This is a genomic window from Acinetobacter sp. BWR-L5 (genome assembly GCF_039655985.1).
Taxonomy (GTDB): domain Bacteria; phylum Pseudomonadota; class Gammaproteobacteria; order Pseudomonadales; family Moraxellaceae; genus Acinetobacter; species Acinetobacter johnsonii.
The window spans coordinates 70730-94325 of sequence record NZ_JAGFEV010000005.1 but is presented as its reverse complement, the minus strand read 5'-3'; the positions used below and the strand labels follow the sequence as shown (position 1 = coordinate 94325).

Annotated in this window: 22 protein-coding genes; 13 read left to right on the top strand and 9 right to left on the bottom strand. The window is 40.9% G+C overall.

All coding sequences use genetic code 11. The features are described from left to right. The first annotated feature begins 67 nt into the window (after nucleotides 1–67). Nucleotides 68–1291, top strand: coding sequence for a sodium/glutamate symporter (gene gltS / locus JZ787_RS10350; RefSeq protein ID WP_346312247.1), 1224 nt, complete (start codon nucleotides 68–70; stop codon nucleotides 1289–1291). A 232-nt stretch (nucleotides 1292–1523) separates the two neighbouring features. Here gltS and JZ787_RS10345 read toward each other — a convergent pair whose 3' ends face one another. The 3 genes from JZ787_RS10345 to JZ787_RS10335 all read right to left on the bottom strand — a co-directional run bounded on the left by JZ787_RS10345 (nucleotide 1524) and on the right by JZ787_RS10335 (nucleotide 4665). Then, nucleotides 1524–2009 (bottom strand): Lrp/AsnC family transcriptional regulator, encoded by a 486-nt coding sequence (locus JZ787_RS10345; RefSeq protein ID WP_346312246.1) that lies wholly within the window; start codon nucleotides 2007–2009, stop codon nucleotides 1524–1526. A 216-nt stretch (nucleotides 2010–2225) separates the two neighbouring features. Next, the gene (locus JZ787_RS10340; RefSeq protein ID WP_004981955.1) at nucleotides 2226–3590 is read right to left on the bottom strand and encodes an amino acid permease; all 1365 of its coding nucleotides are present in this window, start codon (nucleotides 3588–3590) and stop codon (nucleotides 2226–2228) included. A 217-nt stretch (nucleotides 3591–3807) separates the two neighbouring features. Then, nucleotides 3808–4665, bottom strand: a complete 858-nt coding sequence (locus tag JZ787_RS10335; RefSeq protein WP_346312245.1) for an alpha/beta fold hydrolase — start codon at nucleotides 4663–4665, stop codon at nucleotides 3808–3810. Nucleotides 4666–4788: 123 nt separating this feature from the next. Here JZ787_RS10335 and JZ787_RS10330 point away from each other — a divergent pair, with 123 nt between their 5' ends. Next, complete coding sequence (locus JZ787_RS10330) at nucleotides 4789–5247, top strand: hypothetical protein (protein ID WP_183175529.1); 459 nt, start codon at nucleotides 4789–4791, stop codon at nucleotides 5245–5247. Between the two features lie 67 nt (nucleotides 5248–5314). Here JZ787_RS10330 and JZ787_RS10325 read toward each other — a convergent pair whose 3' ends face one another. Together JZ787_RS10325 and brnQ are read right to left on the bottom strand one after the other, a co-directional pair. Next, the gene (locus tag JZ787_RS10325) at nucleotides 5315–5551 is read right to left on the bottom strand and encodes a hypothetical protein (RefSeq protein WP_004696541.1); all 237 of its coding nucleotides are present in this window, start codon (nucleotides 5549–5551) and stop codon (nucleotides 5315–5317) included. A 493-nt stretch (nucleotides 5552–6044) separates the two neighbouring features. Further along, on the bottom strand, nucleotides 6045–7331 hold the full coding sequence (gene brnQ, locus JZ787_RS10320) for a branched-chain amino acid transport system II carrier protein (RefSeq protein WP_218288350.1): 1287 nt from the start codon (nucleotides 7329–7331) through the stop codon (nucleotides 6045–6047). Nucleotides 7332–7683: 352 nt separating this feature from the next. On the opposite strand from brnQ, the gene map reads away from it, so the two are divergent. Beyond that, on the top strand, nucleotides 7684–8478 hold the full coding sequence (gene map / locus JZ787_RS10315; protein ID WP_346312244.1) for a type I methionyl aminopeptidase: 795 nt from the start codon (nucleotides 7684–7686) through the stop codon (nucleotides 8476–8478). 302 nt (nucleotides 8479–8780) lie between these two features. Here map and JZ787_RS10310 read toward each other — a convergent pair whose 3' ends face one another. Continuing rightward, nucleotides 8781–9689, bottom strand: a complete 909-nt coding sequence (locus JZ787_RS10310) for a LysR family transcriptional regulator (protein WP_094148172.1) — start codon at nucleotides 9687–9689, stop codon at nucleotides 8781–8783. A gap of 111 nt (nucleotides 9690–9800) precedes the next feature. Further along, complete coding sequence (locus JZ787_RS10305) at nucleotides 9801–10232, bottom strand: HD domain-containing protein (protein ID WP_094148173.1); 432 nt, start codon at nucleotides 10230–10232, stop codon at nucleotides 9801–9803. A 62-nt stretch (nucleotides 10233–10294) separates the two neighbouring features. Between JZ787_RS10305 and JZ787_RS10300 the strand changes: the two genes are divergently transcribed. Further along, on the top strand, nucleotides 10295–10621 hold the full coding sequence (locus JZ787_RS10300; protein WP_058951729.1) for a hypothetical protein: 327 nt from the start codon (nucleotides 10295–10297) through the stop codon (nucleotides 10619–10621). A gap of 41 nt (nucleotides 10622–10662) precedes the next feature. On the opposite strand, the gene glnG is transcribed toward JZ787_RS10300, so the two are convergent. Then, nucleotides 10663–12144, bottom strand: a complete 1482-nt coding sequence (glnG, locus tag JZ787_RS10295) for a nitrogen regulation protein NR(I) (protein ID WP_346312243.1) — start codon at nucleotides 12142–12144, stop codon at nucleotides 10663–10665. Continuing rightward, nucleotides 12131–13240: a nitrogen regulation protein NR(II) gene (gene glnL / locus JZ787_RS10290; protein ID WP_004696555.1), complete on the bottom strand. Its 1110-nt coding sequence runs from the start codon at nucleotides 13238–13240 to the stop codon at nucleotides 12131–12133. The genes glnG and glnL overlap by 14 nt, the downstream gene beginning before the upstream one ends. A 351-nt stretch (nucleotides 13241–13591) precedes the next feature. Between glnL and rimO the strand changes: the two genes are divergently transcribed. The 9 genes from rimO (at nucleotide 13592) to JZ787_RS10245 (ending at nucleotide 23593) form a co-directional block, all read left to right on the top strand. After that, a complete protein-coding gene (rimO, locus tag JZ787_RS10285) occupies nucleotides 13592–14935 on the top strand; it encodes a 30S ribosomal protein S12 methylthiotransferase RimO (RefSeq protein ID WP_004696556.1) in 1344 nt (447 codons plus the stop codon). Between the two features lie 43 nt (nucleotides 14936–14978). Continuing rightward, on the top strand, nucleotides 14979–15707 hold the full coding sequence (gene pyrH / locus JZ787_RS10280; protein ID WP_004696558.1) for a UMP kinase: 729 nt from the start codon (nucleotides 14979–14981) through the stop codon (nucleotides 15705–15707). A gap of 79 nt (nucleotides 15708–15786) precedes the next feature. Further along, nucleotides 15787–16341 carry a ribosome recycling factor gene (frr, locus tag JZ787_RS10275; RefSeq protein WP_010326990.1) on the top strand — a complete coding sequence of 185 codons (555 nt, stop codon included), beginning with the start codon at nucleotides 15787–15789 and terminating at the stop codon, nucleotides 16339–16341. Nucleotides 16342–16349: 8 nt separating this feature from the next. Beyond that, nucleotides 16350–17102, top strand: coding sequence for a polyprenyl diphosphate synthase (gene uppS / locus JZ787_RS10270; RefSeq protein WP_346312242.1), 753 nt, complete (start codon nucleotides 16350–16352; stop codon nucleotides 17100–17102). A gap of 3 nt (nucleotides 17103–17105) precedes the next feature. Further along, a complete protein-coding gene (locus JZ787_RS10265; protein WP_004981939.1) occupies nucleotides 17106–17930 on the top strand; it encodes a CDP-archaeol synthase in 825 nt (274 codons plus the stop codon). Next, nucleotides 17931–19127, top strand: coding sequence for a 1-deoxy-D-xylulose-5-phosphate reductoisomerase (gene ispC, locus JZ787_RS10260; RefSeq protein WP_346312241.1), 1197 nt, complete (start codon nucleotides 17931–17933; stop codon nucleotides 19125–19127). A gap of 2 nt (nucleotides 19128–19129) precedes the next feature. Then, nucleotides 19130–20485: an RIP metalloprotease RseP gene (rseP, locus tag JZ787_RS10255; RefSeq protein ID WP_346312240.1), complete on the top strand. Its 1356-nt coding sequence runs from the start codon at nucleotides 19130–19132 to the stop codon at nucleotides 20483–20485. A 45-nt stretch (nucleotides 20486–20530) separates the two neighbouring features. Continuing rightward, nucleotides 20531–23065, top strand: coding sequence for an outer membrane protein assembly factor BamA (gene bamA, locus JZ787_RS10250; protein ID WP_346312239.1), 2535 nt, complete (start codon nucleotides 20531–20533; stop codon nucleotides 23063–23065). 33 nt (nucleotides 23066–23098) lie between these two features. Beyond that, nucleotides 23099–23593, top strand: a complete 495-nt coding sequence (locus JZ787_RS10245; protein ID WP_346312238.1) for an OmpH family outer membrane protein — start codon at nucleotides 23099–23101, stop codon at nucleotides 23591–23593. Nucleotides 23594–23596: the final 3 nt, after the last annotated feature.

Below are 23596 nucleotides of genomic sequence, written 5' to 3'. Positions count from 1 at the left end.
ACTTTAGCCTGTTCACCACTGACTTATCTGTTTTAGAATTAATGCAATAAGCATCATTGGATATCTCATGAATTATCAATTCGATGCATTTATGACCATTGTTGCAGCAGTTGCTGTGCTATTGGTCGGTTATGTATGTGTGAATAAAGTCAGTATTTTAAAAAAATATAACATTCCCGAACCTGTTGCAGGTGGGTTGGTTGCAGCTGTTATTACTTATATTTTGTTTAAAAGTTCAAACATAACCGTCAACTTTGATACCAATATTCAGCAAATTTTTATGCTGATGTTCTTTACCTCTGTGGGTTTAAGTGCAAGCTTTGTTAAGCTCAAAGAAGGTGGGAAGTCGCTGCTTGTTTTTTTGGTTTGCGTCATTGTATTTGTCCTGCTGCAAAATGTGGTTGGTATTAGCCTTGCCACAGTTTTAGGTCTAGACCCGCTGATTGGTTTAATTACTGGTTCAGTCACACTCACAGGTGGTCATGGGACAGCAGGAGCGTGGGGTACGATATTTGAAAATGAACACGGTGTGCAGGGTGCGATTGTACTGGGCATGGCAAGTGCAACATTTGGTTTGATCATTGGCGGGGTAATAGGTGGACCTATCGCTAAATTTCTGATACGTCGCTACCAGTTAGCTGAAGAAATTCCAGCAGCAACAGGGCGTAATGAAGCGCCACCTTCAGCACAAACGGCGCCATTTGAATTTCCTGAAAAAACACGTCTGATTACGGCAGATGATGCGGTCAAAACTATGGGGATCTTTGCAATTTGCATCAGCTTTGCATACTTCATGACAGCGGCGGCTAAAGGGCAGTGGTTTGAGCTACCAAGTTTTGTTTGGGCGCTAATGTGTGGTGTGGTTTTACGTAATATTTTAGAGCATGGTTTGAAAGTTGAGGTCTTTGACCGCTGTATCGATGTATTTGGTAATGCTTCACTGGCACTGTTTTTAGCCATGGCGTTGATGTCCTTACAGCTTTGGTTGTTGGCAGATTTGGCTGGTCCACTGGTGATTATCTTGATTGTTCAAACATTGTTCTTAGCGCTTTATTTGTACTTTGTGACTTTCCGTGTGATGGGTAAGAACTACGATGCTGCGGTACTTTGTGCAGGCCAATGTGGTGTCAACTTAGGTGCGACACCTACAGCAATTGCCAATATTCAAGCGGTAACCAATACCTATGGACCATCCCATAAAGCCTTTTTGATTATCCCGCTGACAGGTGCATTCTTTGTCGATATTGTGAATGCTTTTGTGATTCAACTTTTAATTGGTATTTTAAGTTAAAATTTTTAGAGATGATATCGTTAATAAAAAAGCACCTTGGGGTGCTTTTTTATTGGCTACCATTTTGTATTTGAATAATGTGTACTATCTAAAATATCAGTGATCTAAAACGTATAGACATTAAAAAGCCCCATGGTTAGGGGCTAGTCGTATGCACATCTAAGGCACATACTGTAAGAGGCTCATCTCATACTGAGTGTATTAAACCACATTTACACAATATTTGCAGCAATCACTCAATCATAATGAGGTCGGATTTATTTTCGAGTTTTAAAGGACGTAAGGCAAAAATGGAGCGTGTATGTCGTACACCTTCCATTGAGTACAAATTTTTACGCAAAAAGCGTTCATAGTGTTCCGCATTTTTCACTGCAACTTTGAGTAAGTAGTCGTAATCGCCAGTTACTAAATGTGCTTCAACCACTTCAGGCATGTAAGCCAGTGCTTCACTAAATTGTTCTAAGATTTCATCATCATGGCGTTCAAGCGTAATTTCAATAAAAAACAGCTCATTAATGCCAATGGCTTTTGAATTAATCTTTGCTGTATAGCCTTCAATAATATTGAGATTTTCTAGGCGTTTTACACGTGTCCAGCAAGGAGAAGAGGACAGCCCAACTTTCTCAGCCAACTGGGTAACGGTCAGACGGCCATCTTGGCGAAGTTCAGACAAAATACGACGGTCAATTTTATCTAAAACGTAGTGAGCGTCATTCATAACGTATTCCTGCGTATAATTTTCTTTATAAACTATTTTATGTGAAAATATTTCTCAATAAATACTCAAAATAAGCAAATAAAAGAGAAACACTCTGCATCGGTCATGACTACAATAAAGTGATTCAATCAAAGTCATTTGGGAAATTGGCTTTGATTTGCAACCAGCGCCCTTAAAGGGAAGGGTGCCTTTTAACGGCGCTGTTTGCTGACTTATTTATTGTATTTTTTGCGTTTTTGATCTTTGTTTAAACCAGTAAGTTAGGGTTAAGCAGCCAATCCAAAGTGGAATCAGCATCACTGCAATTCGCATATCAGGTGTGAGCCACATCACCACTAAAATACCAAGCATAAATACAATACAGATATAGTTGCTGATAGGGTAAATCAAAGTTGGAAACAATGTTGATTTTTGCAATGCCAGCATGCGTTGCTTGAATTTTAAATGGGTCAACGCCAACATCATCCAGTTAATCACAATGGCTGAAACCACAAGGCTCATTAGCAGCTTAAAGGCTTTTTCTGGGAAGATATAATTCAATACGACACACAGTAAGGTCACCAACGCAGAGCATAAAATGGCTGCATAAGGGATGCCGCGTTGGTTAATTTTCTTTAAAAATTGTGGGGCATTGCCTTGTTCTGCCAGACCTAGCAGCATACGACTCGTGCCGTAGCTGGTGCCGTTATACACTGATATAGCTGCGGTTAAGACCACAAAATTCAGCACAGTTGCAACGCCTTGACTGCCTAAGGAGTCAAAAATCAAAACAAAAGGACTACCGCCTTCTGCGATTTGATTCCATGGAAACAATGAGAGCAGAACAATGATCGTAAGCACATAAAACAGTAACACGCGGTAGACAATTTGATTGACTGCTTTAGGGATAGTTGTGGTCGGATTTTTGGTTTCCGCAGCTGCAATACCAACGAGTTCAATCCCCCCAAAGGAAAACATAATGATGGCCATCGCCATGATTAAGCCGGAAATCCCGTTGGGAAAGAAACCGCCTAGAGCCCAGAGGTTGGAAATAGAGGCATGTGCACCACCGTGACCACTTGCCAGTAACCAAGCGCCATATCCAATCATGCCAATGATTGCGAGAATTTTAATCATGGAGAATAAAAATTCTGTTTCACCAAAGACTTTGACATGCAGCAGATTGATGGCATTGATCAGTACAAAGAAACCAAGTGCTGAAATCCATGTGGGAATTTCAGGCCACCAATACTGGACATAGAGCCCGATGGCACTGAGTTCCGCCATGCAGACCAAGACATTGAGTACCCAATAATTCCAGCCCGACATAAAGCCCGCAAAAGGGCTCCAAAACTTATAGGCAAAATAACTAAAAGAGCCACTCACGGGTTCTTCAACCACCATTTCACCCAACTGGCGCATCATGAAAAATGCAATTAAGCCCGCCAGTGCGTAGCCTAAAATAACGGAAGGGCCAGCCAGTTTAATGGTTTGCGAAATGCCTAAAAATAGGCCTGTACCAATAGAGCCGCCTAAAGCAATCAGCTGAATATGGCGGTTGCTCAGCCCATGCTTAAGCTGGGGTTGCTGTTGTGCAGACATGATTCATCCATCTCTAGCACATGCGATAGACATCACATGAACTATGACTTAATAAAAATTCGTGGTGGAAATATAATATTTATTTATCGATTAATGAAATTAAATTTATCAATAGCGTTGGTTTTTATCTGAAAGCTGCAATTTTGCGGTGAAAATAAAGCCAGTCAAGCAAGTGCTGCTTGAACTGGCGATAGGCCTTGGCTTGATATGTGCAGCCTTAAGATGAAAGCTGTGCTGCAATTTCAGGCCATAAGTTTTGATGAGAGCGCTTAAACATCGCCATATGACCAATGGCTTTGTGACCATAAGCTTGTGGTTTGAGTTCAATTTGATCTGTTTGGGCATTTGGGTAAAGGCTGAGTAAGCCTTTAACATTCACTTGCGTGGCAATTTCATCATCCGAGGCCCAAATGGCTGTGATTGGACAGCGAATATCACGGTGGAAGTCATCTTGTACTGTTTTGCCTAAGGCATTAATTACATAACCAGGTTTGCTGCAAAACTGTGCCCAATCACGCGCCACATCTTTGGGTAGGTTTTCGCCCATGCCAATGGCATTGGTCGGTCCATAGCCTAAGGTATAACGTGCAATAGGGAAGATTAGTTTAAACATCACAGGAGCCAGCAATTTGGTACGACCTTTCAAATCTTTTACGTGGCCTGTTGATCCTGCAACAGCAACGACTTTTGCGACTTTTTCATAGTTTGGGTTAATACCTAAAAGTTGCCCACCTGCACTATGACCGAGCAAGATCACTTGTGTCGCTTGGGTTTTATTCAATAACACCTCCATCGCTGCTGGGATATCTAATTGCCCCCATTGCACGATGCTGGCTTTCGACTTTTTCAGTGGTTCATGCAGAGACTCACCAATACCGCGAAAGTCAAAAACCAAAACGGCATAGCCTTGTTCTGCAAGCCATGATGCAAAATAGTGGTAAAACTGCTGGGTAATACCTGTGGCAGGGCAGATTAAAACAGGTAGGGCTTGTTGTGTACCTTGGGCTGCATAAAAGCGTCCACTGAGTGAATAATGGTCAGAGCAGGTAATAGCTAAAGTTTCGTAATTTTGCATAATCGGTTAAGTATTGAAGTTTTTTCTACTCTACCTAAGTTCCAAAAAGAAACTTGTCTAATCTATGACTTTGAAGTCAAGTAGATCTGTATAGAATAGGGTGAAAATAAAAAAGGAAAACACATGCAGTTTGTTGAATTAGATATGTCGGTAAAATTTGCACTTCTGTTTAGTGGGATTTTTCTGTTTGTTGGGATGCTGACAGGGGTATGGAAATATGCGCAAATTCGCCATTCACCACAGTTTCGTGCGCACTATTATGTTGATATCGCACACCGCAGCAGTTTGTTATATGCACCTGCAAGTTTAATTATTGCGGTAATGGCTGCAATTTCAGTCTGGCCTGAACCTGTGAATATGCTGTTTGTGGGAATTAATTTATTCTTTTTTAGCTTTTCTATACTGAGCTATATTGTGCATGGGCTATTGCAAGACACCAATAACCAATTTCGTAGTCCGCATGTTTTAGGCAAATGGACTTTGCCCAAATCAATCATGCTGATGGCAATGATGGCATTGGTTGTGGGGGAAATTGTGGCGACGTTGGGTTTGTTGTGGGGAATGTTTTTAGGTTTATTTTAAGTTGTTCTTATAGTTTTTTAATTTTTATACTTTTACAAAGGTGGATGACTAATCATCCACCTGTTTGCTAGTCAATTGACTGTGTGGCCTTTCGGAATTTTTGATCGACGACTGCCCATAAATAAAAGGCAAATGATACGACGATAGCGTAAGCAAAATATTCAGCTTTAAGGTTACCTTGAATTAAGCCATGCATGATCATAATGACCATCAGGGCAATGGTGGTACTTAAATACGTCACCATATTCTTGTTTGCCTTCAGAGCGTTAATGAAGACTTGCTTGTTGAAATGTAATGATAACATCTCCATCCCTCCTTGAGTTTTTGACTAAAAACCAATGTGTTTAGTCGGATTAGTTCTTAATGTTGTACTGCTAAAACTTGCGTTGATCAAGAGCAAAAACAACTATTTTTCAGAGAAATTATGCTATACCAATCAGAAAATATGTATGTAGCATTTTTTTAGTGAATAAATAGTATTTCGTTACCGTATAAGATGACAAATAAATGATGTATGTAAGCTTATACATAGATTGTATAAAGCAATATTGATGCCATGAATGGCTTGCTAGGACAGGCTTTAAAGAATTTTTTATTTTCTAATATTAAATTTATAAGAGATATGAAGGTGTTGATATACGACTTTAGCGGTGTATATGAAATGTGTCAGTATGTACAAAAACTGATGTAGAAAGAAATGAAACAATATGTGTCCATTTGGATAAAATGTGACAAATATTGATCATGCTTAAAATCAGGTTTGGGTAAAACCAGACTTTAACAACATCAGTTTTTGCTTACTTTTTCACTTTGTCGATTACAATAGCAATTACAAAAACCACCAATGATGGGATAAGCCATGCAAGGTTTTGTTCTGCAAGAGGTAAGTGAGTCAGCGCATACGGCAGTTCAAAGTTCGCAACTTTTAAACCGTCTAGAATACCAAAGACCAAAGACACTGCTGTAACAGGTGCAATCACTCGGCGAGGATGATTAAAGAATTTCCAGCCAAAGCTCAGCATAATCACCACAATTGCAGGTGGATAAATTGCACTTAAAACAGGCACAGAAAAGGCGATGAGTTTGGTTAAACCTAAGTTTGAAATAATGAAAGAGAAACCAATCAGAATGAAGACCCAAACTTTATAGCCAATTTTAGTGATTGAACTGAAATATTCAGCACATGCACAGGTCAGGCCAATCGCAGTGACCATACACGCAATAAAAATCATGGCAGAAAGGAAGATAGAACCTAAGTCACCAAATGCATGTTGAACATATGCATGCAGGATCACTGCACCATTGCTCGCATTTGCTGCGACTTCATGGCTTCCAAGGCCAAGTTTAAATAAGCTGAGGTAAACTACAGTTAAACCAATACCAGAAATGATACTCGCAATAACCGCATAACGTGTAATCAGTTTAGGGTTGCTGACACCGCGTGAACGAATCGCTTGAATAATCACAATACCAAAAACCAAAGCACCTAAAGTGTCCATGGTTAAATAACCATTTACAAAACCTTCAGAAACAGGGCTGTCGACATAATTATTGATGGCTGGCGGAACGAAACCAGTTGGAATCATCATCGCCGCAATGCCAAGGATGGCCAAAGATAAAATCTTCAGTGGCGAGAGTACATAACCAACCGTATCTAAAATCTTGTTTGGATACAGTGAAATGAGGGTGACTACACTAAAGTAGATTGCACTGTAGATCAGCAAGCTACTGCTTGATGTTCCAAGATAAGATGAAAAACCAATTTCATAAGAAACGGTTGCAGTACGTGGTGTCGCAAAGAGTGGCCCGACAGTTAGGTAACACGTAATGGTTAAAATGAGGCTGGCTATTTTACCCAAAGGTGAACTTAAAATTTGAATCGAACCTTCGACACGTGACAGCGCAATAATGGTGATTACAGGTAAGCCCACAGCAGTGATTAAGAAACCAAAAGCTGCTAACCATACATGCTCACCTGCTTGTTGAGCCACAATCGGTGGAAAGATAATGTTGCCCGCACCAATGAAGAGTGCGAAAGTCATAAAACCCAAAGCAACAATATCCCGAGTACGCAGACTTGTCATAAAAGGGAGATCGAGTTGAACAAAGGGGACGATTTTAGTGCATATGTGTTTTTTTGGCTAATTTATTTCATGGGTAGTATTAAATTTTTTTATAAGATGAAAAGTGAATATATCAACTTGTAAAAAACAGGTTGATATATGTGATTGATTATCCATTTTAAAATAGAAAAATTATAAATATGAAAAGCTTGAGGCACTGTTTTTCCTAAATTAAAAGTCGTAGTGCAAATGCTTTAAAATCACACAATTTTTTTTTAAAGGCTGGTTGTTGGAGGCTACCCTAAGATTTAAGTTTGAACAAAAATATTGAGAAAAGGTCTATACTTGCGACTTCATAATTGAGGATATTTCAATGCGTGGCTTAAATGTGAGCATAAAAACTGAACAAGATGTAGAAAAACTTCGTATATCTGGTCGTTTGGCTGCCGAAGTTTTAGCGATGATTGGTGAGCATGTAAAGCCGGGTGTCACAACTGAATATCTAGATGATATTTGTCATGACTTCATTGTAAATACCTTAAAAGTGACGCCTGCCAATATTGGTTATCATGGCTATACCAAAACCACTTGTATTTCTCCAAATGAAGTGGTCTGTCACGGTATTCCATCGCCGAATGTTGTGCTCAAAGATGGCGATATTATTAATATTGATGTGGCGATTATTAAAGATGGCTACTTTGGTGATACCAGTCGTATGTACTATGTGGGTACAGTGAAACCAGAAGCCAAAAAGCTAGTCGATACGACTTATGAGGCGATGGTTGCCGGTATTCATGCTGTGAAGCAAGGTGCAACGCTTGGTGATATTGGTTATGCCATTCAAACAGTTGCGCACCGTGAAGGTTATAGTGTGGTACGCGAGTATTGTGGTCATGGTATTGGCAAGGTTTATCACGAACAGCCAAGCGTATTGCACTACGGGCAACCTGGTAAGGGGATGCAGCTTAAAGCGGGCATGGTGTTTACGATTGAGCCGATGATTAATATGGGCAAAGCGCATGTCAAAGAGCTCAAGGACGGTTGGACAGTCGTGACTGCAGATAAGTCTTTAACTGCGCAATGGGAGCATATGGTACTCGTGACTGAAACAGGTTTTGAGTTACTATCACCTTGGCCTGAAGGTACGGGCAGTTATCCAGGAATTTAAGTTGATGTTTTGTAGGTGATTAAATTTTAGACTTTGGTCTAGCTTTGTGGCTTAAAAGCTAAATTAAGTCTTAAAATCAATAACTGATATTTTTGAAACCATTTATTTATTGGGTTTTTGATATTATCTGATTAAAACTTATACATGTAAGCTATTGGCCTAGACTTTATTTTGTCACTAAAATTGTTTCCAAGATACTCGCTGTAGTTTCTTATTTTGAAAGTTTATGAGCTTATCCACCTCGGTTAAGCTCTTTTTTTTGCCTCATGGATTGGCTCAATGTCATTGAGCATGAGTAGGGTTTAAAGTGATTTATTTGAGCTAAGGTGTTCAATTAAATAGTCAATAAACACACGGACAGCAGGCAGTAAACCACGACGTGAAGGATATACCGCATGAAAAATACCGTGTGGTGCTTTCCAGTCGGGTAGGACACGAACCAGCTCACCACTTTTCACCATATCTTGTACGATGCTGTCTGGAAGTAAGGCAATGCCGCAGTTTTTACGGACCAGTTGAGCCAACATGCTCAAATCAGAGCCCATCACTACAGGATTGACGCGTATTTTCTTTTGTTGCTGTGCATCATTATGCACGATGATATGTTGATCTAAATGCTCATCAACCATACTCAGTATATGATGTTGGCTTAAATCTTCAGGTTGTTTCAGTTCGCCAAATTCATTTAAGTAAGCTTGGCTGGCAAATAAATGCTGCTCGATATTTTCAAATTTACGAATTACCAAACTTGGATCATCGTCTAGATTGGAGCGAACCCGCAGCGCGATATCAAAACCTTCGTTAATAATATCCACACGGCGATTGGTCACCATCATTTGCACTTTAATTTCGGGATAGGTTTTTAAGAAGTTAGGTAAAATACGTGCAATTTCGTTTTGTGCAATCGATACAGGCAAGCTGAGTTTAATGACACCACGCGGTTGTAAACTGAGATGATCGACCAAGTCGTGTGCGGCTTGTGCAGCATTCATCATCACTTGCGCATGACGGTAAATGTTCATACCAATATCGGTCACTGCGAAGTGTCGAGAGCTGCGTTGAATTAGGCGTACACCCAAGCGCTCTTCGAGGTTATACACGCGTCGACTGAGCTTGGATTTAGGAATATCTGTTGCGCGTTCGGCTGCGCTAAAACCACCATGTTCAACCACTTGAGCAAAACAATAAAAATCATCTAAATCGCTTAACATTCACCATGTCCATTTGTGCAACGATAGGCTTAATTAAAAAGTGATCGTTGCAGTTTGTCAATTTTGAAATTGTAGAGATTTAATTGAAAATACTCAGTTATTTTAAGGGTTTCACTGAGTTTTCGCTTGTTTGAGTATTTCAAGCACCTCTTTATATTCTTCAAGTCGTGCAAAGTCGCGTGCTGTTGGGTTGTTTATGCGCGAAAGGTTCATATTATCGAGTACATCGACATATTTTACTTGGGTTGCAAGAGGGTTTAATGTAGTGCGCTTAGCCGCTTCCAAACGTGATTCACCTGTTTGTTTGGTCAGTGCTTGTATGGATTTAATGATCTCGGCACTAAAGCCAAGCGCTTCTAAGTCTTCAGCAGTCGTTGCGGTGTCTTCCAAAATGTCATGCAACACCGCAATGATTTGTAGGGTAGGATTGGAAAATTGCAACATGAGGCGTAATGGATGCAAGATGTAAGGTTGTCCGCCCTTATCGAGTTGCCCCGCATGTTGGGTTGCAGCCAGTGCAATGGCTTTTTCTAAAGTCGACATGATTATTCTAGGTACTTTATCCTATGCTAAACTTCGCAGCATCTTTGTTTAAAAACTAAATTATGACTTATCAATTGATCCCACTAGACTGTGAAGCGACAGATCCCGTAGCGTGTCCACACTGCCAACAACAGGTAATTGATTGGTCTCATGAACAATACGTTCAGCCTTGTGAACATACCTTATTTATTGCGATGGATATTGGCTTTGAATATATCACAGATGAATTTGAAGCGACTATGCAGCGCAGTGTTGATGATCTCCATGCGCATGATGATCAAGTGATTATGTTTGAAGAGTTAACCCAAGCCAGTTACCCAAAATTTATCATGTTAAAAGCACCACTAGGTGTTGAAGGTTATTCACGTTATTTGGGTTTTACGGCTTAATAAATAAAAGCGCCATTGCGGCGCTTTTATTTGAATCTGCCTTAGTTTTCTAAAGCTTCTTCTTCACTTTCATCATCTGCGGTATCCATACCCAGCTCTTTAAGTTTACGCGTAAGGGTGTTACGCCCCCAACCGAGTAACTCAGCCGCATGCCGTTTACGGCCACGGGTTTGTTGGAGCGCAGCAATGATCAATGTGCGTTCGAACATAGGGGTGGCGATATCGAGGATTTTCATCTCGCCATTTTTTAGTTTCTGCACAGCCCATTGACCTAATAACTCATCCCAATGGTGGACTGCAATGCGATCAAGGTTATGCGCTGCTTGTGCATCTTCACCTGAGCGGGTAATTGGAATTTGCTTCAGCTCTGATGGTAAGTCTTCAGGATAAACTTCACGCCCTGTAATCATGACCGTTAACCAGCGGCAGGTGTTCTCGAGCTGACGTACATTTCCTTGCCAAGGCAGCTGTTGCATATATTCTTGCGTTTCAGGGCGAAGGATTTTAGGGCTGACGCCTAATTCTTTGCCTGCACGTGCCAAGAAGTGTTGCGCTAACATTGGGATGTCTTCGCTACGATGCGCCAGTTTTGGAATGTGAATGCGAATCACGTTCAGACGGTGATATAAGTCTTCACGGAAGCGACCATCATGTACCAATTTTTCTAAGTCTTGGTGCGTTGCCGCGACAATACGTACATCCACTTTTACTGGGATATGCCCACCGACACGGTAAAACTCGCCATCAGCTAGAACACGCAGTAAACGTGTTTGCGTTTCGAAAGGCATATCGCCAATTTCATCTAAAAACAGTGTTCCGCCATTGGCTTGTTCAAAGCGACCTTGGCGTTGTGTATTTGCCCCTGTAAAGGCACCTTTCTCATGACCAAAAAGCTCTGTTTCAATTAGGTCTTTTGGAATTGCAGCCATGTTGAGTGCAATAAAAGGTTTACTGCTACGTGGTGAGTGGCGGTGTAAAGCATGTGCAACCAACTCTTTACCTGTACCTGATTCACCATTAATTAACACTGTAATGTGTGATTGAGACAAACGACCAATCGCACGGAAAACTTCCTGCATAGCAGGAGACTCGCCAATGATTTCGGTCGATTGAATCGGTTGTACAGTTTTTGCCGATTCTTGCTGCTGCATTTTGGTGATGTGCAGAATCGCACGATTCACCAAGGCTAATGCTTCATCAATGTCAAAAGGCTTGGGTAAATACTCAAATGCACCCGTTTGATAACTTGAAACAGCAGACTCTAGGTCAGAGTGAGCCGTCATAATAATGACAGGTAGATCAGGATAGTTGGCTTTAACTTTCGCTAAAAAAGTTAAGCCATCGATGCCGGGCATGCGAATATCGGTCAAGATCACATCGGGTGCATCTAAACTGAGCTGGTCTAAAGCGGATTGAGCTTCTTCAAAACTTGTGACGTCGAAACCTTCTTCTTTGAATGTTTTTTCCAGCACCCAGCGCATGGCGCGATCGTCATCAATTACCCATATTTTATTTCGCGACATGGTTTAACTCCCAAGGTATATATAAGCTAAAAGTTGTTTTTCCGGGAACAGATTGACATTCAATCATTCCGTTATGTTGATGCATAATATTTTGCGCAATACTTAAACCTAGTCCTGTGCCTTTAGCACGACCCGTGACCAGCGGGTAAAACACAGATTCTAAAATTTCTTCTGGAACGCCTGGACCATTGTCTTCGATATCAATCCGCACTACGGAGCGTTGCAGTACACCATTAATGGTCACTAAACGTTGAATACGGGTACGTAACATCAGCTCAGGTTGGTGGTCGACAAAGAACTCTTTATTTTCAGTCATGGCTTGCACTGCATTAACGCTAATGTTCAGCATGACTTGTATTAGTTGATCACGATCGGCCATCACTTCTGGTAATGACAAATCATAATCACGGGTGATCTTAATTTTCTTTTTGGTCTGATTGGTAATGAGTGAGCGGACACGCTCTAAAGGTTCATGTACATTGACCAACTCATAACTTGGGAGCTGACGAGAACCAAGCATGGTGTCTGCTAAATTACGTAAGCGATCGACTTCACTGATAATAATGTCGGTGAACTCGCTATATTGCGGATCATTGAGGCTACGCGCTAACAGTTGTGTAGCGCCGCGAATTCCGCCCAACGGATTTTTAATTTCATGTGCAACACCGCGAATGAGTTGGCGTGCGACCTGATGTTGTTGTAAGAAGTTTTCTTCCTTGGAAATTTTGAGCATCCGATCAATCGGATTGATCTCAATTAAAAGCAAAGGATGATAGGGCTTATTTGAATTCAACTGTGACACGGTATAGTCAACATGAATATCTTTAAAGTTGACCTTAATGATGGCTTCACGGCGGGTGTAGTGTTGTCCCGAGTTTAAAGTATTGAGAAGAGCTTCTTCTGTATTGAACTCATCATTGGGTGCATGGAGTAAATTAAGCGCAGGTTGACCAGAGGCACGTAAAAGACTGATATCAAATAATGCTTCGCAAGAGGAATTTAAGTAAAAAATATTTAATTTACTGTCGACCAATAAAATCGCAGTGGTCAAATTGTCCACTAAAAGGCGATAGTCGATAGAAATAGGGTGATCCATTAGCGAATGTATCCTGTATTAAAATAGCGCAATGGCATCTTGATAAAGCATTAACCGTTCCAAATAGCGGACTGAATTGATGCAAATAAAGCAAAATGCACGCCAACTTTGATTTTGTATAGTGAAATGAGCACACTTTTTTTGCGGAATGCGCTGTAAATGAACGATTAGCTAAAGATATAGCGGATTCTAAAAATCAAGTAAACCGAAAGTGGCTTAAAATGGTGCGTTATGTTAATTCTACTACAGTGTTGGTTTTATTTTGGTGCATTAAACAAAGAGTGTGGAATCGATCTGTTTTTATAAACAGAAAAGACATACAATACGCGCATTCTAGTGGAGCGCAGATTCATGAAATCCCCCAAAGTCGGTTTTGTTTCTTTAGGTTGTCCTAAGGCATTGGTTGATTCCGAACGAATTTTAACTCAGTTGAAGACTGAAGGTTATGATGTAGCATCAGATTATGACGGTGCGGATTTAGTTGTTGTAAATACCTGTGGTTTTATTGAGTCTGCAGTGCAAGAGTCTTTAGATGCCATTGGCGAAGCCATGAGTGCGAACGGTCGTGTAATCGTTACGGGCTGCCTAGGTAAAGACGAAGACAAAATTCGCCAAATGCACCCAAATGTCTTAAAAGTGACAGGGGCGGCTGCATATCAAGAAGTGATGGAAGCTGTGCACCAATACGTGCCTGAGCCACCAAAACACAACCCATTTATTGACCTTGTTCCAGAACAAGGGATTCGTTTAACGCCGAAGCATTATGCGTACTTAAAAATCTCAGAAGGATGCAACCATCGTTGTACCTTCTGCATTATTCCAAGTATGCGTGGTGACTTAGTGTCTCGCCCAGTCGGTTCTGTTTTAGAAGAAGCGGCTGCGCTTAAACGTGCTGGTGTAAAAGAAGTACTCGTTATCTCCCAAGATACTTCTGCTTACGGCCTCGATACCAAATACAAATTAGACTTTTGGAATGGTCAACCTGTTAAGACAAAGTTCTATGACATGTGTGAGGCCTTAGGTCAACTGGGTATTTGGGTGCGTTTGCACTATGTCTATCCATATCCACATGTGGATGCAGTGATTGACTTGATGGCACAAGGCAAAATTTTGCCTTATTTGGATATTCCATTCCAACATGCCAGCCCAAAAGTTTTAAAACTGATGAAACGACCTGCGCATAGTGAAAATACACTTGAGCGTTTAAAGTTGTGGCGTGAAAAATGTCCTGACTTAGTAATTCGTTCAACCTTCGTTGTGGGTTTCCCGGGCGAAACTGAAGAAGATTTTGAAATCTTGCTTGAGTGGCTAAAAGAAGCACAACTTGATCGCGTAGGCTGCTTTACCTATTCACCTGTTGAAGGTGCAACAGCAAACGACTTGCCAGATCATGTGCCTGAAGAGATTAAGCAACAGCGTTATGAGCGCTTTATGGAAGTGCAACAGGCGATTTCTGCTGCGAAACTTCAAAAGCGTGTTGGTCAGAAAATGACGGTGCTAGTCGATGAACTGGATGAAGAATTCCCAGTTGCGATTGCACGTTCATACGCAGATGCTCCTGAAATTGATGGCAATGTCTTTGTGGAAGATATTGATAAAAGCCAGATTAAATCAGGCGATTTGTTAGAAGTCGAAATTACCGATGCAGATGAATATGATCTGTATGCACAATTGATTTCGATTAAATCGAATTAAGACACAAATAAAATTTTAAAATTTAGATATTGGAGTTATTGCGATGTTGGATTCTAAAAAACCACGTTTTGAACGCATCTTACTGAAACTTTCTGGCGAAGCATTGGCTGGAAATAAAGATATGGGTATTGATGCTCAAGTACTTGATCAAATGTCTTTGGCAATTGCGCACTTAGTGGGTTTGGGTGTGCAGGTCGGGATTGTTGTGGGTGGTGGTAACTTATATCGCGGTAGTCAATTACAAAAAGATGGTTTGGTTGGTCGTGTAACCGGTGACCAAATGGGTATGCTTGCAACCGTGATGAATGGTTTGGCATTACGTGATGCTTTGGTACGCCGTAATATCAAAACTCGTTTGATGTCAGCATTGCCAATTGGTGCTGTAGTTGAATCATACTCAAGTCGTGATGCCATTCGTCATCTAACACAAGGTGAAGTTTGTGTGTTTGTCGCAGGTACAGGTAATCCGTTCTTTACCACAGATACAGCAGCATGCTTACGTGGTATCGAGATTGAAGCCAACCTGATCCTAAAAGCAACGAAAGTTGATGGTGTCTACAACAAAGACCCAAGCAAATACGATGATGCCGTTAAATATGACACCTTAACTTTTGACCAAGTGTTAGATGAGAAATTGGGTGTGATGGATTTAACAGCGATTTGCTTGTGTCGTGACCACAATGTGCCGCTTCAAGTCTTTGACATGAATAAAGCAGGTTCATTGCTTTCAGTGGTTATGGGTGAAAAAGAGGGTACTCACGTAACGAACTAATGTACGTGACCTCGAAAGCTCTTTATACTACACGCTATTTTAGAATTTATATCTTTTCGAATTAAGTAAGGAAGATCACATGATTAACGATCTTAAAAAAGACGCAGAAGACCGTATGAACAAGTCACTTGACTCGTTAGAACATGGTTTTGCCAAGGTTCGTACTGGACGTGCGCATCCATCTATCTTAAACGGGGTAATGGTTCCTTACTATGGCTCAGATGTGCCATTAAACCAAGTGGCAAACGTGGGTGTTGAAGACTCGCGTACATTGTTGGTTCAGCCATTTGAGCGTACGATGGTTGCGGCAATTGATAAAGCGATTCGTGAGTCAGATTTGGGCTTAAACCCAATTACGGCTGATGCGATTCGTGTTCCAATGGCTGCATTGACGGAAGAAACACGTCGTGACATGCAAAAAGTTGCACGTAACGAAGCTGAAAATGCAAAAGTTGCAGTACGTAATATTCGCCGTGATGTACTGGGCGACATCAAAGCATTGTTGAAAGAAAAAGAAATTTCTGAAGATGATGAACGTCGTGCATCTGATGATATTCAAAAAATCACAGATAAGTTTGTTGCTGAAATCGACAAACGTCTTGCGAATAAAGAAGCTGAGTTGTTGAAGGTCTAACTTGTATAATGACCGATTCAGAAGATAAGCTTACTCTTCCAAAACATGTTGCCATCATCATGGATGGCAACAATCGTTTTGCCAAAAAAAATGCAATGCAAAAGGGCGATGGTCACCGTGAAGGAAAAAATGTCCTTGACCCGATTGTTGAACATTGTCGAAAAAAAAATATTCAAGCATTAACCGTTTTTGCTTTTTCGAGTGAAAATTGGAAGCGCCCTCAAGCTGAAGTTGATTTGCTCATGAAACTGTTGGAAGACACGATTCATGAACAGTTGCCTCGTATGCATCAATATCAAATGTCCTTACGTTTTATTGGTGATCGTTCTAAATTATCTCCGCAATTGCGTGACTTAATGTTGCATGCCGAACAAGACACTGCTAATTTCGACAAGATGACTTTGACCATCGCAATTAGTTACGGTGGGATGTGGGATATGGCGCATGCGGCTAAGCAGATTGCACTTGCTGTTCAATCTCAAACGTTAGATCCTGAGCAAATTGATGAACATGTTTTTGGCCAATACGTTAGTTTGAGTGATTTACCCGCTGTGGATCTATTGATTCGTACAGGCGGGGATTTTCGTTTATCGAACTTTATGTTGTGGCAAGCAGCTTATGCAGAGCTTTACTTCACTCCGACTCTTTGGCCAGAGTTTAGTGTAGAAGAGTTTGATGACGCCTTGGCTGTATTTGGTGGGCGTGAACGTCGTTTCGGGAAAACGACGGAACAAATTCTACAAGATAAAATTGAGAACTAATAAATGTTAGAGCGGATTATAACCGCATTGGTTTTGGTGGCCGTTGTACTGAGTTGTATGTTTGCAACCCAGTCACACTATCCAATGTTTGTGCTGATGATTATTGCGGCAGGGGTTGCAGGCTATGAGTGGTTTAAACTCATGCCCCGTACAACAAAAAATGTTAATAAACCTCTAGCATGGGGTTTTGGTTTACTAAGTGCTGGCCTTGCTACACTTGCCTTATACTTTAATGATATTGCACTTCTACTTTGGGCTGCCTCTATTCTATGCTGGTTGCTCAGTCTGTATTGGGTTAAATCCTATCCAAATTATGATGCTTGGTATAATTCAACCCTTAAGGTGGTTGGGATTGTTCTGATATCTTCGGCTGTGACTGCTATTTTTGCACTCTGGAAGATGTCTCCATGGTGGCTGATGTACCTGTTTTTATTGGTATGGGGTGCTGACAGCGGGGCATACTTTGTTGGGCGTAAACTGGGTAAGCGTAAACTTGCACCTGAAGTGAGTCCAAATAAATCGTTGGAAGGTCTCTATGGTGGTGTGATTACGGCCATGATCATTGTGGTCGCTGTTGAAATCCTCTATTTAGACCTAACGTACGCACAGCATTTATTATTTCTTATTTTATCTGTAGTGACTGTATTTAGCTCGGTGCTCGGTGATTTGTTTGAGTCTATGATTAAACGTCGTGCTGGAATTAAAGACTCAGGTCGTATTTTGCCAGGGCATGGTGGGGTGTTGGATCGTATTGATTCGCTACTGGCTGCTGCACCTATCTTTGCTGCGGGTGTATATGTGTTAAAACTTATTGGCGTAGATTTGTAAATGTCTCAATCTGTTTGTATTTTAGGTGTTACAGGTTCGATTGGGCAGAGCACCTTAAAAATATTGCATCAACATGCTGAACGCTATTCTGTGTTTGCTGTTACCGCACATAGTCGGATACAAGAGCTTGTTGATATTTGTCAGCAGTTTCAACCGAAAATTGCAGTTGTACCTCAAGCTAAAGTGGATGAACTGCGCCAACTTCTCCTCGCAGCCAATTTACAAAACATTGAAATTTTGGCGGATGAGGCAGGTCTCATCGAAGTTGCAGAACATCCAGAAGTAGATGTGGTAATGGCGGCCATTGTTGGTGCTGCAGGTTTAATGCCGACGCTAGCAGCGGTAAAAGCAGGAAAGCGTGTTCTTTTGGCAAATAAAGAAGCGCTGGTGATGTCGGGTGACATCATGATGCAGGCTGCTCATGATCATCAGGCTCTTTTACTTCCTGTAGATTCTGAGCATAATGCAATCTTCCAATGCTTGCCGCAGACCTATTTACAAGCTGAGCGTCACGGACAGCCGAAACTCGGAGTCTCTGGTATTCTTCTGACCGCATCCGGTGGGCCATTTCTAAAACATAGTTTAGATGAATTACATAATGTAACGCCTGCCCAGGCGTGCAAACACCCTAATTGGTCGATGGGGCAGAAAATCTCGGTTGATTCGGCGACCCTTATGAACAAAGGGTTAGAGCTAATTGAAGCTTGTCATCTTTTTTCAATCGAAGAACATTTTGTTACAGTAGTTGTGCATCCGCAGAGTATTATTCATTCCATGGTGCAATATGTAGATGGTTCAACATTGGCGCAAATGGGAAATCCTGATATGTGTACGCCGATTGCACATGCGTTGGCATGGCCTGAGCGTATTCAAACCCATGTTCCAGCTTTAGATTTATTTAAAAATCATCAGTTGGATTTTCAAGCGCCTGATACGCATCGATTCCCTGCATTAAGCTTGGCACGTCAAGCGATGAAAACTGGGGGTACGGCCCCTGCGATTTTAAATGCAGCCAATGAAATTGCGGTTGCTGCCTTTTTAAATCAACAGGTGGGGTTTATGGATATTCCTGCTATTGTTGAACACACTTTGAATACCATCCCACATCAAGCAGCAACACAACTTGATGTTATTTTAGAAGCTGATCGAAACGCACGTCATGTTGCTCAGCAATATGTGGTGAATATAGGAATTTAAGCATGAGCGCCTTGTTTATGATTGTTGCGGCAATTTTGCTTTTAGGCCCACTTATTGCAATACATGAGTTTGGGCACTATTTTGTTGCGCGTAAATTGGGCGTAAAAGTTTTAGTTTATTCCATTGGTTTTGGGCCAACGGTTTTAAAGTGGACCTCTAAAAAGTCAGGTATTCAATATCAGCTTTCGGCATTGCCCTTGGGTGGTTATGTCAAAATGCTGGATGAGCGTGAAGGTGATGTTGCTGAAGAGGATGCGCCCAAAGCGTTTAATCGTCAGTCACCTTGGAAGCGTATCGCAATTGTTGCGGCGGGTCCATTGATTAACTTGGCATTCGCCATTTTACTGTTTTGGATTTTATTTTTACCTGCACAAGAACAATTGAATACACGTGTGGGTAAAGTGCTACCTAATACCCCTGCAGCACAAGTTCAAATGCAAGTGGGTGATAAAATTACCGCTGTTGATGGCTTAACGACACCCACTTGGGAAAAATTGAATTTTGCCTTGGTTGATCGTGTGGGTGAAACGGGATCAATCCAAATTCAGGCCGAACGTGCGGGACAAGTTAAAACGTTTAGTTTACCTATTCAAAACTTCTTGAAAGATCAAACACAGTCTCCGCTTGATGTTCTGGGTTTTACGCCTTATCGACCAAAAATTCCTGCAGTTGTGACTAAGTTGAGTGAAGATGGTGCAGCCATTCGTCAGGGTATGCAACAAGGTGACAAAATTGTCGCGATTGATGGCATCAAGATGAATGATTGGTTTGATGTAGTTCAAGTGGTTCAAGCCTCGCCTGAGAAATTGTTAAAAATTGATGTGCTTCGTCAAAATAAATTAGTACAACTTGAGGTGATGCCGCAAGGTAAGCGCGACAATATGGGCAAGGTTTCTGGTGTCTTAGGTGTACAAAGTGACCCTGGGAAAATCAGTATTCCTACAGAATATAAACAAACGATACAATATAATCCTGCTGAAGCCTTCATGATGGCGGTGGATAAAACCGGTCAACTGTCGAGTATGATTTTGAACTCGATTGTGAAAATGGTGCGCGGTTTGATTGGTCTAGACAACCTATCAGGACCGATCACGATTGCCAAAGTCGCAGGACAAAGTGCGGAAATGGGTTGGCAAACTTTTATCTCATTTATGGCACTGATGAGTGTAAGTTTAGGGATATTAAATTTATTGCCTATTCCTATGCTTGATGGTGGACATTTGGTCTATTATTTTATAGAACTAATACGTGGTAAACCTGTTTCTGAACAAATACAATTGGTTGGTTTAAAAATTGGTATGGTATTGCTCGGAAGTATGATGCTTTTGGCACTATTCAATGATTTTATGCGTTTGTAAAAAAGCGTAGATACGGAATTAAATTTTACATCGGAAAAAACTGGCATGCAGCACACACATTTATTTATGCCTTTGGCGCTCATCAGTGCTATGGCAACAGTACAACAAGTATATGCAGCAGAAGATTATATAGTACGTGATATTAAGGTTGATGGACTTGTTCGTTTAACGCCAGCAAATGTCTATGGAATGATTCCGTTGAATAGTGGGGATCGTGTGAGCGATGCAGCACTTGCCAATGCCATTCGTAGTTTATATGCAACAGGTTTGTTTGATGACATTAAAACAGAAAAGCAGGGTGATACGCTGGTTTTCAAAGTTGTCGAACGTCCACTAATTTCTAAAGTTGAATTTAAAGGTAATAAACTCATTCCTAAAGAGGCCTTGGAAGAAGGCTTGAAGAAGATGGGGATTACCGAAGGTGAAGTGCTGAAAAAATCAGCGCTACAGACGGTTGAGTCTGAGCTTGAACAACAGTACATGCAGCAAGGTCGTTATGATGCTGATGTTAAAGTTGTGACAACAGCGAAGCCGAACAACCGTGTAGATCTTACTATTGAGTTTGTTGAAGGTAAGGCTGCAAAAGTTGTAGATATCAATATTATTGGTAATACCGTATTTAAAGAAAGCGAAATTGAACAAGCGTTTGCGGTAAAAGAAAGTGGTTGGACGTCCATTATTTCACGCAATGACCGTTATGCACGTGAAAAGATGGCTGCAAGCTTAGAGTCTTTACGTGCACTTTATTTAAACAAAGGCTATATCAACTTTAATATCAATCACTCAAGCTTAAATTTAAGTGAAGATAAAAAGAATATTTTTGTTGAAGTTTCAGTGGATGAAGGCGAACAGTTTAAATTTGGCGAAACTAAATTTTTGGGCGATGCTTTATACACCCCAGCAGAACTGAAAGCTTTGCAAATTTATAAAGATGGCGATATCTATTCACAAGAAAAAGTGAATGCTGTTAAACAGTTGCTTCTACGTAAATACGGTAATGCAGGTTATTACTATGCAGAAGTGAACGTCGTGCCTCAGATCGATAAAGAAACTCATCTGGTGGATTTAAATTATTATGTGAATCCAGGTCAGCAAGTGACTGTGCGTCGTATTAACTTTACTGGCAACACGAAAACTGCGGATGAAGTATTACGTCGTGAAATGCGCCAAATGGAAGGTGCACTCGCAAGTAATGAGAAAATTGATTTATCTAAAGTTCGTTTAGAGCGCACAGGTTTCTTTAAGACTGTAGATATCAAACCTGCACGTGTTCCGAACACAGCCGACCAAGTTGATCTAAATATTAATGTAGAAGAGCAACACTCAGGTACCAGTACTTTAGCAGTTGGTTTCTCACAAAGTGGTGGTGTAACCTTCCAAGCAGGTTTAAGTCAAACCAATTTCATGGGTACAGGTAACTCTGTTGCAATTGATTTATCCCGCTCAGAAACACAAGATTACTACAACCTAAGTGTGACGGATCCGTACTTTACGATTGATGGTGTACGTCGTGGTTATAACATGTACTACCGTAAAACCAAGTTGGATGAAGACTATAACGTCAACAACTATGTGACGGACAGTTTTGGTGGTGGTATCAATTTCGGTTATCCAATTGATGAAAACCAAAGCATTAGTGCGGGTTTAAACATCGACCAAACTGAAGTCACCACAGGTCCGTATGTATCGACCTATGTACGTGATTACTTGCTGGCACATGGCGGTAAGGCAACTGGCAAAGCTGAAGATGTTTGTATTGGTACTATAGAAAACTTGTATGAGGACCCTGCTGATCCAACAAAAATAACTGGTACGAAATGTAATGGTCAGACTGTTGATTATGATAATGAATTTAACGGTGATTTCCTAACGTATAACTTAAACTTGGGTTGGTCATATAACACTTTAAACCGTCCGGTGTTCCCTACATCTGGTATGTCGCATCGTGTAAATGGTGAAATTGCATTACCGGGTAGTGATGTTGAATATCAGAAACTGACATATGATGCTCAGGCGTATTTCCCATTAGGTAAAGACTTCGTACTTCGTGGCTATGGTAAGTTGGGTTATGGTAATGACTTACCATTCTATAAAAACTTCTATGCTGGTGGTTTTGGTTCGGTACGTGGTTATGATAACAGTACCTTAGGTCCGAAATATCCAGGTGTGACTTATAGCGAATCAAGATCTAAAGATAATGACTATGAGGAAGTGGGTGGTAATGCGCTGATTCAATTTGGTACAGAATTGGCTTTGCCTTTGCCATTTAAAGGGGATTGGACACGTCAAGTTCGTCCAGTGCTGTTTGCTGAAGGTGCGCAAGTGTTTGATACACAGTGTGATGTGCCATCTGGTAAGTTGTATATGTCTGGTGAGGCAAATGACCCAGGTGTAGATGCGAAACAATACTGTAAAGACAACTTTGGTTTTGATGTTTCTAACATGCGCTATAGCGTGGGTGTAGGCTTTACTTGGATTACCATGATTGGTCCATTGTCTCTTAGCTATGCATACCCATTGAATGATAAAGATGGCGATGAAACAAAGAACATTCAATTTGAAATCGGTCGTACCTTCTAAGGTCGACCTTTTCTCTACATGAAAGATATAAATATGAAAAAACTTCTTACAGCTTTAACACTTACAACATTAACTTCTACAGTGGTGAATGCTGCTGGCTATGGTGTGGTAGATCTTGAGCGTGTTGTTGAAAATAGCACCTATTTAAAACAGCAAAATTCGAGTTTTCAACAGAAAATTCAACCGCAAAGTACGAAGCTTGATCAACTTAGTAAAGAGCTTCAAGACTTACAACAGCGTTTACAAACAGGTGATAAGCTGAGCGCTACGGATAAGCAAAAAATGGTGACTCAGTATCAAACCAAAATGAACGAGTTCAATACTTTGCAGCAAACCATGCAAAGCAGTGTGCAAAGCTCTATTCAGCAAGTACGTACTGTATTTGATGGTCGAGTGAAGCAAGTTGCTGAACAATTGCGTAAAGAAAATCAATTAGATGTTGTTTTGAATAAAAACTCAGCACTTGCCTATGACGCTAAGTATGATTTAACTGATAAAATGATTCAAAAGGTTAACGCAATTAAGTAATCA